The sequence below is a fragment of the Pusillimonas sp. SM2304 genome (assembly GCF_031628915.1).
Lineage (GTDB): Bacteria > Pseudomonadota > Gammaproteobacteria > Burkholderiales > Burkholderiaceae_B > Pusillimonas_C.
The window spans coordinates 1,748,749-1,760,516 of record NZ_JAVLUJ010000001.1 but is presented as its reverse complement, the minus strand read 5'-3'; the positions used below and the strand labels follow the sequence as shown (position 1 = coordinate 1,760,516).

Annotated in this window: 12 protein-coding genes and 1 tRNA gene; 4 read left to right on the top strand and 9 right to left on the bottom strand. The window is 59.7% G+C overall.

Annotated elements, in window-relative coordinates:
• Positions 1 to 11 precede the first annotated feature (11 nt).
• A complete protein-coding gene (locus RE432_RS08195; protein ID WP_409079837.1) occupies positions 12 to 1,628 on the bottom strand; it encodes an AMP-binding protein in 1,617 nt (538 codons plus the stop codon).
• 256 nt (positions 1,629 to 1,884) lie between these two features.
• On the opposite strand from RE432_RS08195, the gene RE432_RS08190 reads away from it, so the two are divergent.
• The 4 genes from RE432_RS08190 to RE432_RS08175 all read left to right on the top strand — a co-directional run bounded on the left by RE432_RS08190 (position 1,885) and on the right by RE432_RS08175 (position 5,520).
• On the top strand, positions 1,885 to 2,670 hold the full coding sequence (locus RE432_RS08190; RefSeq protein WP_310932822.1) for an enoyl-CoA hydratase-related protein: 786 nt from the start codon (positions 1,885 to 1,887) through the stop codon (positions 2,668 to 2,670).
• Between the two features lies 1 nt (position 2,671).
• The gene (locus RE432_RS08185) at positions 2,672 to 3,424 is read left to right on the top strand and encodes an SDR family NAD(P)-dependent oxidoreductase (protein ID WP_310932821.1); all 753 of its coding nucleotides are present in this window, start codon (positions 2,672 to 2,674) and stop codon (positions 3,422 to 3,424) included.
• A gap of 25 nt (positions 3,425 to 3,449) precedes the next feature.
• Entirely contained in the window at positions 3,450 to 4,262 is an 813-nt protein-coding gene (locus RE432_RS08180; protein ID WP_310932820.1) for an enoyl-CoA hydratase-related protein, read from the top strand.
• 220 nt (positions 4,263 to 4,482) lie between these two features.
• Positions 4,483 to 5,520 (top strand): pyridoxamine 5'-phosphate oxidase family protein, encoded by a 1,038-nt coding sequence (locus RE432_RS08175; protein ID WP_310932819.1) that lies wholly within the window; start codon positions 4,483 to 4,485, stop codon positions 5,518 to 5,520.
• Between the two features lie 34 nt (positions 5,521 to 5,554).
• Here the strand turns inward: RE432_RS08175 and RE432_RS08170 are convergent, their stop codons facing one another.
• The 8 genes from RE432_RS08170 to RE432_RS08135 form a co-directional block, all read right to left on the bottom strand.
• Positions 5,555 to 5,818 (bottom strand): hypothetical protein, encoded by a 264-nt coding sequence (locus RE432_RS08170; protein ID WP_310932818.1) that lies wholly within the window; start codon positions 5,816 to 5,818, stop codon positions 5,555 to 5,557.
• Positions 5,819 to 5,969: 151 nt separating this feature from the next.
• Positions 5,970 to 6,254 carry a NadS family protein gene (gene nadS, locus RE432_RS08165; RefSeq protein ID WP_310932817.1) on the bottom strand — a complete coding sequence of 95 codons (285 nt, stop codon included), beginning with the start codon at positions 6,252 to 6,254 and terminating at the stop codon, positions 5,970 to 5,972.
• Between the two features lie 361 nt (positions 6,255 to 6,615).
• The gene (locus RE432_RS08160) at positions 6,616 to 9,060 is read right to left on the bottom strand and encodes a TonB-dependent siderophore receptor (RefSeq protein WP_310932815.1); all 2,445 of its coding nucleotides are present in this window, start codon (positions 9,058 to 9,060) and stop codon (positions 6,616 to 6,618) included.
• A gap of 282 nt (positions 9,061 to 9,342) precedes the next feature.
• Positions 9,343 to 10,335 carry a FecR family protein gene (locus RE432_RS08155; protein ID WP_310932813.1) on the bottom strand — a complete coding sequence of 331 codons (993 nt, stop codon included), beginning with the start codon at positions 10,333 to 10,335 and terminating at the stop codon, positions 9,343 to 9,345.
• An 87-nt stretch (positions 10,336 to 10,422) separates the two neighbouring features.
• Positions 10,423 to 10,929, bottom strand: coding sequence for a sigma-70 family RNA polymerase sigma factor (locus RE432_RS08150; RefSeq protein WP_310932812.1), 507 nt, complete (start codon positions 10,927 to 10,929; stop codon positions 10,423 to 10,425).
• A gap of 80 nt (positions 10,930 to 11,009) precedes the next feature.
• Positions 11,010 to 11,366 (bottom strand): DUF3363 domain-containing protein, encoded by a 357-nt coding sequence (locus tag RE432_RS08145; protein WP_310932811.1) that lies wholly within the window; start codon positions 11,364 to 11,366, stop codon positions 11,010 to 11,012.
• Entirely contained in the window at positions 11,251 to 11,550 is a 300-nt protein-coding gene (locus RE432_RS19600; protein WP_409079826.1) for an Arm DNA-binding domain-containing protein, read from the bottom strand. Before RE432_RS19600 ends, RE432_RS08145 begins: the two co-directional genes overlap by 116 nt.
• 80 nt (positions 11,551 to 11,630) lie before the next feature.
• Positions 11,631 to 11,721, bottom strand: a tRNA-Ser gene (locus RE432_RS08135).
• Positions 11,722 to 11,768 lie beyond the last annotated feature (47 nt).

Sequence of the window (11,768 nt, the reverse complement as noted above, 5' to 3'; positions counted from 1 at the left end):
CCCTTGTTTCGTCAGCGGACAACGCGCTTCTTCCGATCGCGCAGATCGAAGGCCCGAGGGTGATGGCGCGGGTCAATGCCCGCTGGAAAGATCCTCGTTTTCTGAACTTTTTGCGTACTGGTACTGGGCAGGTCCTCAAGGAAAACCATCCAGCCTGGCGCCTTGTAATAAGCAAGACGCTCTATACACCATTGGAATAACTCATCAGCCAATGCGCCCTCTGGCGAGGACTCGACGGCATGCACGACGCAGGCCAGCACTTCCTCACCGCGTACCTCGTCATGCACCGCCATCACGGCGACCCGAAGCACCTTGGGATGCGCTTGGAGCGTAGCTTCTATTTCCATCGCCGCAATGTTTTCGCCTGAGCGGCGTATGATGTTTTTCTTTCGCTCTGCGAAGTGGAGCATGCCGGTGTCATCCTGCCAGAACGCGTCACCCGTATGGAACCAGCCGCCCTTCCATGCCTCATCCGTTGCCGACGGGTCTTTCAGGTAGCCGGAAAACAAGCCCCTGCCAGGGTCGGGACCGGAGCGGCGGACAAGCAGCTCGCCAATGGCACCTTGCTGTACATCATTCCCCGATTCATCCACCAACCTAATCTCAAGGTCGCGCCCCGACACACCACGCGGCCGCCCCACGGCGCGCGTCCCCACTTGACGGGGCTCGGTGTCGATCATGAACCCGCCCCCGGTCTCCGTCATCCCCCATAGCTCAAGAAGAGGAAAACCAAAGCGATCTTCAAACAACCCGTGCTGGGTCGGTTCCACTCCCGCACCCACGCCAAATCGGACATGATGGCGCGCTTCCAGTTCCGCGAACGGCAGCTTGAGCAGTATCGCGGGCATGACGCCCAGATAATGGATAATGGTCGCCCGCGTTTCAACGACCTCTTGCCACCAGGTCGACGCGTGGAACCTGTCTGTCATGATGATGCAGCTGCCCGATAGCATCGCACCCATGAACGAGAAGATACCCGCATTTTGGTGAAACAACGGCAAGGGGTTCAGGATTCGCTCGGATCCCGGCCGGACATCGACCAATCCCCCACAGCCGGCATAGAACACCCCAAGGTAAAGATAATACTCATTGCTGATGATGCAACCTTTGGGCTTGCCCGTCGTGCCCGACGTATAAAGCAGACTCGCCTCGGTGGACAGCATTACGGACCCAGGCGATGAGCGCTGCAGCGCAGGAGGCAAGGCGGCGCAATGCAGTTCGGCGATAGGTACCGGAACATCCATTGCCGCCGCGGCGGCAAGCGCCTGTTCACGGTATTCGTCCGAACAGATCACCAGCCCGGCTTCGGAATGAGACAGCACATACGCCAGTTCCGGCGTCGTCAGGTCAGGGTTGAGGGGAACAATCGACATCCCCAGCGCATTGCAGGCAAGCAGATAGACAAAGTGCTCGGGCCGGTTCCCCAGCAGCAGGGCAACGCGGTTTGCCGCCCCATACCCCGCCTGCCGGAGGACCCCGATCCTTTCATCCACAAGCTTGGCCACGTCACCGAATGTCAGGTCCTGCGCCATATGGGTCAAGCGGGACGTCCCCCCGATAAAAGGCGCGTCCCCCCACTTGCTGCACGCCCCCAAAAAGGCGTCATAGACCGATATGTATGCAGACACGTCACTGCACGCCCTCGTCTCCATCACCGAATCCTTATTGCACATCGTTTTACACGCACGCTGGCCATCAGCCATTCTCCGTGCCTCAAGCTCTGAGGAAAAGTCTACTTCACAACTGATTTATTTTCAATAAAAATGAATATAAATTCATTATTAAGTAATTTCACCTAGAAAACCTTTTATTAGAGCGCTTCACATCGCTATAGAAATTTTATACATATATAATTTATGAACTATTGTTCATTTATTCACTGCTATGCAGAAAATCGATTCCGTACTGTTGGACCGCACTGAAGAAGGGGTGGCCATCGTCACCCTCAACCGCCCTTCCGTCTGCAACGCCGTCAACGCTGAGCTCACTCGGCAACTTGAAGAGGTGGCGACCCAGGTCGAAATGGATAAGACGATCAGAGCCGCGATTTTATGTGGCGCGGGCAGTAAAGGATTTTCTGCCGGCGCAGATTTACGCGAAGTTGCCGCGGGCAATGTTGCCCAACTGTCGACGTCCACCGGCGGTTTCGCCGGGTTTGCGCGCCTGCCAAAAAATAAGGTGTGGATCGCAGCCGTGCACGGGGCAGTCATGGCGGGCGGACTGGAGATCATGTTGGCCTGCGACTTTGCCATTGCATCCGAAGACGCCTTATTTGCCTTGCCTGAGGTCAAGTGGGGACTGATCGCCAGCGAGGGCGGGCTTTACCGCTTGCCACGCGCTATCCCCCAGGCGTTGGCCATGGAAATGATTGTGACGGGCGCATCCATCCAGGCCAACCGGGCCATGCAGTGCGGCTTGGTCAACAGGGTCGTGCCAGCGGAGCAGCTCAAAGACGAAGCGCTGGCGATCGCCAGAAAAGTGTCGGGCAATGCGCCCCTTGCAGTCTTGCACAGCAAGGCGCTCGCCCAGCAAGCGGCCTCCAGCCTGCCGGAAGATACGCTTCATCAACTCGGCCGCGACGTGCTTGCCCGTCTACAGAACACGGAAGATTTCCGGGAGGGCCCGCGCGCCTTCATCGAACGCCGCGCTCCCGCGTGGAAAGGTCAGTGATATGGAACGGCAAGTGGTCTTGATCACCGGCGGCGCGTCCGGCATAGGTTATGCCGCCGCGTCAGCCTGGGTCCGAAACGGACTGCGGGTCGTCATCTCGGACATCAACGTCAAGGCAGGCGAAGCGGCCGAACATGCGCTTAGGGCCGAAAGCGCTGACGTACGCTTCATACCTGCCGACGTCAGCAGCAGTTCCGCGTGCGCCGGGCTGATCGCGGAAGTCATGTCCCGCCATGGGCGACTGGATATTGCTTTCAACAACGCCGGCATCGCCGGGCCTGCCGCAAAGGTAGCCGACTGCCCAATGGATGAATGGCGCAGGACCATAGATATCAATCTGTTTGGCATCTACTACTGCCTGGCCGCTGAGTTGAAGGCATTCACCGCCCAGGGCCACGGCGTTGCCATCAACATGGCCTCGGTTTACGGGAAACGGGGTGTAGCCGGAGGCAGCGCTTATTGCGCATCAAAGCACGCCGTCATCGGACTGACCAAGTCGGCAGCGCTGGAATACGGGAAAAAGGGAATCCGCATCAACGCCCTCTGCCCCGGCTTCATTGAAACGCCCCTGACACGAGGCATCGACTCGACTGTCCCCACGTCCACCATGGATGCGCTTGTTGCCCGAAGCGCAAACCGGCGTTATGGCTCGGCGGATGAAATAGCGCAGGCGGCCGTGTGGCTGGCGTCGGATGGCGCAGCGTATTTGAACGGAACAGCCATCGACGTCGACGGCGGATTTCTTGCGGCATGACCGTCAACAAACAAAGGAAGCAGGTATGTGGAAAGAAAAATATCAACTCATTGACTTCGAACATCAAGATGGCGTCTTGCTTGTCCGGTTTTCCCGTGCGGACGAACTGAATGCCATCAATGCGCGACTGCATACGGAAATGTCCTGGCTATTCCGGGACATCAGCAACGACTCGTCATGCAAAGCGGTCGTGCTGACGGGAAAAGGGAAGGCGTTCTGCGCCGGCGGCGACATTGACTGGTTCGCGCACATCACCCAAGACGAACTCGATCTTCTATTTGTTGAAGCGCGCCGCATCATTATCGATCTGCTGGAAACGCCACAGCCGATCATCAGCGCCATCAACGGCCCTGCCATTGGACTGGGCGCAACGTTGGCCCTATTCAGCGACCTCATCTATATGGGCCGCAGCGCCGTCATCGCAGACACCCACGTATTGGCCGGAATAGCCGCCGGAGACGGCGGGGCTGCAATCTGGCCCTGGATCATTGGCATGCCCAAAGCGAAGGAGTTTCTGTTTACGGGCCAAAAGATCGATGCCGGCCAGGCCGAAAAGATCGGCCTGGTTAATCACGTCGAGGATGACGACCAGTTGCTTGACGCCAGCCTCGCGATGGCGCACCGCCTGGCAAAAGGACCTCAAATGGCATTACGCGCGACCAAGGCAGCCTTGAACAAAATACTCCGCGACACGGTAAACCTCAATCTGGACACGTCCCTTTCCATGGAAAAGGAATGTTTCAAGTCGGAAGAGCATGCGGCATGCATTGAAGCATTCCTGAAAAAACGCCAGGCAAAGAGCCGTTCCACCGCTGCCGCTGCCCCAACCCGCGCTTGATTCGTCCGCGCTGATGCCCAGCGCCTGATCGTCGTCCGTGCCAGGGGATTGAATAGCAGATTCCCGGCCAGCAAGACGCGCAGGTTGTTCTAGGACGAGACAAGCCGCGGCTACCGGACAAGCCCTTCCACGACGTATGACTGCACTCTATTTTTGATAATGATTCTCATTTATAATTGTGGGATTCGCCGACCTTCGAACTGATCGGCGCCCCACCCTAATGAATGCAGACATATTGAATGAAGAGGCACGCATGGACACCATCATCCACACGACCGAGGCTCTGGACGCACAGGTAGGTGCACGGCCTCCCGTCGCGGATCTGAAGGTTATCGATCACCTCGACGCGCATGCGCTGCGATGGCTTGCGGCATCGCCGTTGGCCTTTATCGGGTTCAGCGACCTGCAGGGAATCGACGCGACATTGGCGGGCGGCGCGCCCGGCTTCGCCGCGTCGCTCGATGCCGAACGGCTGTATCTGCCGCGCGGGCTGCTGGACCACCCTGGGCAGGCACTGCCGGGCCGGGGCGCGGGCATGCTGTTCCTGGTGCCAGGCCTGAGTGAAACTTTACGTGTCAATGGGGTCGTCGCCTTGGTGGATGAGCGGAACATCGTGATCGAAGTCCAGGAATGCTACGCCCATTGCGCCAAGGCCTTGCTGCGGTCCAGCTTCTGGCAGCCCCAGGCCGATCCCGTTTTCGGGAGCATGGCCGACTTCATCGCTGCTTGCCGATTTATGGCGCTGGCCACGGCCGACGCTGAACTGCGCACGGACATCAGCCCCAAGGGAGACCCCGCGGGTATGCTGGTCCAGGGCGATGAACACGGCATCCGTTTCGCCGACCGGCCGGGCAACCGGCGCACCGACAGCTTCCGCAATATGCTGTCCCGCCCCAGCGCCGCCTCCATCCTTATGGTGCCCGGCAGCACGCAGGTGGCCATCGTCCAGGGCAAGGTTCAGCTCGATAGCGACCCGCAATTGCGCCAGGCCTTCACCGTCCAGGACAAAACGCCGAAGCTCGTCGTCAACCTGGCGACATCAAGCATGACGCTACATGAAAGCGCCGCCCTGGCTCGGGCAACGCCCTGGTCCGCGCCCGTGCCGCCGGCCGACATTGATCCTGCGGAAATTTTCGCGGCGCACATCAGGCTGAACAAAACGCGCGGCCTGTGGGCGGCGCTTGCCAAGGGGTCCGTGGCGATTCCCGGCCTGATGCGCAAAGGCCTGCAGCAGGACTACAAGCGCAATATGTACTGAGCCGGCTGCGAACAATTGTCGAGGCGCATGCACTTCACTCCGTTTTCTTGGGCGGAATGATCGGAGGAGGCGCGGGTTCGTCACGTTGCTCCGCCTCGTCGGGCTCAATATCGATATCGTCCGCCGTGGAAATGTTGACCCGCGGGTCCTCGCCGGGAGGTTTTTCATCCTCCCCACGCTGTCCTTGCGAGCGCGGCGCCGACTTTGCAGGCGCCGCGTCCTTGGATGAATCGGATTGCCGACGGTTCTTCAAATCGTCGATGGTTTCAGGAAACCTGCTGTTCTGCTCTGCTGCCATAATAATGCGTCCCCCATGAGTACCAAAGGTTTACAGCGAAGTACTCCCAAAGACAGAGCAAGTAGCATGCCGCAGGAGCGCTCGTGCATCAAATGTCTGCAAGAAACGCTAAATAACCGGGGGCTCGGCACAGACGGGGAGAGCATTGTAATTAAGCCAATGCATCAATGACTGCTTTAGGGTTACGCTCGATAACATTGAGCAGTACCAGCGCAGGGCCCCGTGGAGTGCGATCACCCCGTTCCCAATGGCGCAAAGTCGCTGTAGAAAAACCAAAACGGGCAGCAAACTGCTCTTGAGTCATCCCTACTTTGGCTCGTACGGCCTTTACATCGACGACACGCGGGCGATGCACACGCACGCCACGCTCATCGCCCTGAGCATGAGAGATGGCCTCTTGCAGGCCTTGTTTAATGCTTCCAAACGCGCTACTCATGAGTTTCGTCCTTTCCAAATGCCCACCAATATTTCGACCAGACCGGCCAGCTCATTGCGCTCTGCCTTCGCGCAGATGCATGCATGGGACTTACAGCATCTGGATCTGCAGGTCATGCGATTTGAGGAACTATCAACCTTTTCCCCCATATCGCTGGCGATGCGCCGCGGCGTAGCGCTCCAGATCGTCCTACGACCGCGCGGGTATGTACCGTCAGCGAGAACCTGCCTAGCTGGTCGACGTAGCGGTGAGAATGTTCGCGTGATATTGCTTCTCGAACAGGCTATCGATGTTCAGCCCCGCCGGGCCAAACTAACTTATGATATCGGGTCATCGCACCGTCTCACCGCTCACGCGGGTGTCAGAACCGTCCACGCAGAGTCAACAGTACGCTACGCGGTGCGCCGTAGTTGTTGCGGTTCTCGACATAACCCGGGTACTCGTAATACACCTTGTCGAACAGATTGTTCACGTTCAACGCCGCCGTCCAATTCGACGTCACGTCATACGCGACCCGCGCGTTCCACACGCTGTACGACGGTCGGCGCACCTTCGAGATGCTGTTGGTCAGCGCGCTCTGCCAATTCACGCCCGCGCCCACGCTCAGGCGGTGCAATTGACCGGGCAAGCGGTATTCGCTCCATAGACGCAACAGGTGCCGCGGCGTTTCCTCGCTGAAAGTCTGGCCTTCGCGGTCCGGATCGCTCAGGTACTTATTGCTGTTGAAGGTATAGCCCGCCGCCACCTGTAGACCCGGCAAGATCTCGCCGCTCATCTCGGCCTCGAAGCCCTGGCTGCGCACCTTGCCCGCCGCGCGCGAACAATACCCGCCGTTGCACACCGGCCCGGCCTCGTAGTCCTGCACCGCGCGGTTCTTCTGGTCGATGCGATACAGGGCGAACGACGTATTCAGCTTGCCGTCCATCAGCTCGCCCTTCACGCCCACTTCGTAGTTCGCGCCGACGATGGGCTTCAAGATGCTGCCGTCCAGCGTGGTGGCCGTTTGTGGCTCGAAGATATCCGCATAGCTGGCGTAGGCCGACCACTGCGGCGTCAGCGCGTAGACCAGCCCCACCATGGGCGTAAACTCCGCGCTGGCCTTGGCGGTACTGACATCGTCCCACGTGGCGGCCTGCGTGGTATAGCGGCTTTCAAACCAGCTGAAACGCCCGCCCGACACCAGCGTCAGGTCTTCCGTCAGACTGCTGCGCAGCTGCGCATAGATGCCTTTCTGCACATGCGGCTCATAGTGCGACGTGCGCTGAGAATCCGGAAAGCTGTCTGGCTTGGGCACATGCGGATTGGGATGGAACACGTCCAGCGGCAGATAGTTGGAGGCGTATGCGATGCGGTCCGTCGACGTCAGCCGCGACATGCTCACGCCCACCGTCAGGTCCTGCTCCATGCCCAGCACCGTGAAGCGCCCGTTCACATTCGCATCAAAACCGATGTGCTCCGCCGACTTGTCGTAATTCCACGCATTGCGCATCGGCCCCATCAAGGTCACCGGGTCCACCGCGCCCGTCGCGTCTAGCGCCGAGGTCAGGCTCGTCTCCTTCACGTAGGTAGCCGCCACGTTCACGCGCCAATCGCTGTTGAAGCGATGCGTCAGGTCCGCAAACACCTGCGTCTCGTCCCGGTCCCACTGGTTCCAGTCCGCGCCCAGAAAGGTCGACCGCTTCAGCCCCAGCGAACTGCCGTCGCTATACCGCGGCAGGCCACCGAAGAACGGCGTGGACCGCAGGCGCGACACCAGCACGCCCGCGCCCACCGTCGTGCTGGGCGACAGGTCGTAATCCAGCGCGAAGTACAGATTGGTGTTGCGCTCCTTCACTACGTCGATGAACGAACCCTTGGAATCCAGATCCAGCACCGCCCGCGCCCGCAGGCTGCCATCCGCGTTCAAGGCCCCGCCCGCATCCAGCATGCCACCCACATGGTCCCACGAGCCCGCGCGCGCCTCCATCAACACCTGCGTCTCGGCGGTAGGGCGCTTGCGCACCAGGTTCACCGAACCGCCCGGCTGCCCCGCGCCTTCGAACAGGCCCTGTGCGCCGCGGAACACCTCCACCCGATCCAGATACGCCGTGCTGCCGGTAAAGCTATTGCCCACCGCATAGAAACTGCGCGACAGCGGCACGCCGTCGTACTGGATATTCGTAATCTTGAACCCGCGCGAATAGAAATTGCGCCCGCCGTCGGCCACCTCGCTGATCGTCACGCCCGTGGTGTTCTCCAACACCTCGCTGATGGTCGACAGATTCTGGTCGTCGATACGCTGGCGCGTTACCACCGTAACCGATTGTGGAATGTCCTTGAGCGCCTGTTCGGTCTTGCCAATGGTCGCCTCGCTGGCGGCGTAGGACTGTGAACCCTCAGTCTGCGCACGGTAGGTGCCTGTCACCACCACTGGCGCCAACTGCGTCGCACCACCGCTTTTCCAAAGATTGATCGTATTCCCCGTGCGCGAATACTCGATCCCCGTACCGGCCAGCAATCGCCGTAGCGCTTCCTCCGGCGTCATTCTGCCGCTGACCGGCGGTGCCGAGATGCCTCGCACCAGTTCGGTTGTATAGACAAACTGCAATGGCGTCTGCTGTCCAAGCTGCAGCAGCGCGTCGCTCAGCGACTGTTGCTGGATATGGATCTGGGCGGCGGTTTCCTGAGCATGAGCCGGCTGCGGCGCGACCATCAACGCCAGGGAAATGGCAATCGCCAAGCTGGACAAGGTCGCCGAAATGACTGCGGGAGCGTGACGCTTCTTGCTGTTCACCCTAAGGGCAACGGGGGATATCCTATCAATCACGAAAAGTTTTCCTGGTAAATACGGTCAAGCGCGCGCGTCGCTGCATCCCTTTGGCCAAAGGTTCCTGACGGGGAACACCTGCGTTGCGAAAACATCCCCCTTCATTAGGTATGACGGACGAACCCTGAAAAACCCTGAATGAAATCCCGAACTAATTTGTAACAGGAACGATTATCATTACCGAGCGTTCAGGCGAGCGAGCACATGCCGGCCGGAGTCCGGCGGCACATCTGCGATCGTGGGACGCGCGGTAGGCAGGGCGCTGGGGACGCGCCCGAACGGTCAGCGCAGCAGGGAGAGATCGGCACCGCCATCGGGGCGCCGCACCACGGCAATGGGCAGGTTGCTCTGCAGGGCCTGCAGGAACCCGTCCGCATCCTGAATAGTGAACACGCCCGCCATGCGCAGGCGCTTGAGCCGGCTGTCCGTCAAATGTATGGGCCGCGCCAGATAGCGGTTCATCTCCCGCACCATGTCTTCAAGCGGCTGGTCCCTGAAGACCACCTTGCCTTGGCGCCAGGCGGTCAGCGCCGCGACATCGGCCTGCTCCACGGACAGCGGCAGGCCTAACTGCGCCTGGGTCGTCATGCCCGCCGTCAACCTGGCCTTCTCGCGATTCCACCAGCGGCCGGAGGTCACTTCAACAGAGCCAGCCTGCACGGCCACCGACACGTGATCCTGTTCACGGCGAACGCTGAACACCGTACCCGTGACCCTGACATCCACCGCTCCCGCGTCAACGACGAACGGCTGATCGGGACTGGTAGTGACTTCGAAGTTCGCCTCGCCGTTCAGCAGTTCGACGCTACGGCGCTTAGTGTAGTAGCGCACGACAAGCTCGGTGGAAACATTCATCTCGATGACCGAGCCGTCCGGCAGCAGTTCGGTGCGTTGCTCGCCGTGGGCGGTGGCGTAGCGCGTCACATGGGTTGGGGCTTCCAGCATCTGCCCATAGATGAGCACGCCGCCCGCAACGGTTGCGGTGCAGACCGAACCCGCACCCATCAACCAACGCCGGCGCGCCATTCTGCGTAGTTCCGCCGGCGGCTCCGGTGCTTCCAGCAATTCACGCAGCGCATCCTCCGGCAGCAGGTTCGTAGCTTGCCAGATCTCATCGAGCGCCCGGTATTCCTGCTCGTTGCCGGGGCTGGCCCGGCGCCATTGCTTGAAGCGCTCCCGTTCAGCCACGGTGAAGTTGCCGGAATGCACTCGGGCAAACCAGTAAGCCGCTGCTTCGCGAGGGTCGTTCGGGAGATTCGGGTTTTCAGTGGTCATAGCGAGCAGGATGCCGATGGGTTGCCATCGGGATGATTTTTCTACCCCTTCAATAGGTAAGACGTTCGAGGAGGCAAAAACCCTGACTCAATGCGGCGCATGATTGTGTAACCGTTCCCGAAGATGCCTGACTGCCCGGATCATGTATTTTTCAACCATGCTGACTGAAATCCCCAGCTTTTGTGCAATTTCTTCCTGGGTATAGCCCTCAAGTCGATGCCACAAGAATACCTGACGGCATTTGACAGGCAGCTCGGCCAACGCCGTTTTGAGCGCCGCCAGCAATTGCGCGGTACGCGCCTGAGCGTCTGGGTCGATCAGCAGCGGATGCTCGTCTTCGTCCAGCTCATGCAAGGGAACCACGTCGATCAGCTTGGCTTGCCGATGTCCATCAATCAGGCGGTTGTGGACGCTGCGATGCAGATACGCACGTGGATTCGCCAAAGCGCCTGTGTCGTTCTCCAGCACCCGGAGAATCGCGTCATGCGTGGCATCCTCGGCATCCTGACGATTATCCGCCCGTCGCGTCCACGCGCCTACCAGCTCGCTGTAATGGGCGAGCCAACCTTTTTTGGGCGCAGGTGGGCGGGACATGGCAGATGGGGGAATAGATCAGCGCATTAAAACCCGCATGTTAACAATAATTCTCATTTAGATGTAGCTTGTCGGCCGTTTCACAACGCCACGCCACGCTGTTTGCCGAACTCCCACGTCGCCCGGCCGGCCTCGATGGACACTGACATGGACTCGCCCCGGCGCTGCGCCACGATCGGCCGCCATGGCACGAGCGTGAAACCGGACCCGTCATCGAGCATGGCGTAGCGCCTGCTGGGTTTTCCTATCCAGCACCGTGACGCAAGCTGATAGCGACGCCGACTTGAAAGACACGGCGCAACCTCTCCTGACACTCTCTGACTAGGAGTCTGCAATGGTCGAGGCCACACCGCGAAAGCCCCTGGGCAGCGCCAGACGGATGTCGGGGAATGTCCCAAGCGCCAGCGTCTTCTGCTTGCCGACGAACCGGTAGGCATAGCGCCAGTACTTCCCGCCTTGAGGCATGACCATCAGGTACAGGCCGCCACCGTCAGACAGCTTGACGGGCTTGCCGTCCGCCTTGGCGCTGCGGATGAGGGAATCAGTGAGCCGTTGTTGGTACCAACAACGATACCAACACTTGGACGAGACAGCAAGAACGCTCCCAAAACCGCCCGACAAACAAAAAAGCCCTGAAATCCATAGCTTAGAGAATTTTCAGGGCTTTCTGAGACGGCCTGGAACGGCCTGATAAATGTAACTGGCGGACAGAGGGGGATTCGAACCCCCGATACGCTATTCACGTATACACGCTTTCCAGGCGTGCGCCTTCAACCACTCGGCCACCTGTCCTGATTCTGGCTTTACTTACATAAAGCGAAGTCCGCCATTCTATCAGA

Coding starts and splice junctions, on each gene's coding strand:
- RE432_RS08155 (WP_310932813.1), bottom strand. CDS start 10,335: ATGACCACTGAAAACCCGAATCTCCCGAACGACCCTCGCGAAGCAGCG.
- RE432_RS08150 (WP_310932812.1), bottom strand. CDS start 10,929: ATGTCCCGCCCACCTGCGCCCAAAAAAGGTTGGCTCGCCCATTACAGC.
- RE432_RS08185 (WP_310932821.1), top strand. CDS start 2,672: ATGGAACGGCAAGTGGTCTTGATCACCGGCGGCGCGTCCGGCATAGGT.
- RE432_RS08175 (WP_310932819.1), top strand. CDS start 4,483: ATGAATGCAGACATATTGAATGAAGAGGCACGCATGGACACCATCATC.
- nadS (WP_310932817.1), bottom strand. CDS start 6,254: ATGAGTAGCGCGTTTGGAAGCATTAAACAAGGCCTGCAAGAGGCCATC.
- RE432_RS08190 (WP_310932822.1), top strand. CDS start 1,885: ATGCAGAAAATCGATTCCGTACTGTTGGACCGCACTGAAGAAGGGGTG.
- RE432_RS08170 (WP_310932818.1), bottom strand. CDS start 5,818: ATGGCAGCAGAGCAGAACAGCAGGTTTCCTGAAACCATCGACGATTTG.
- RE432_RS08180 (WP_310932820.1), top strand. CDS start 3,450: ATGTGGAAAGAAAAATATCAACTCATTGACTTCGAACATCAAGATGGC.
- RE432_RS08145 (WP_310932811.1), bottom strand. CDS start 11,366: ATGCCTACCGGTTCGTCGGCAAGCAGAAGACGCTGGCGCTTGGGACAT.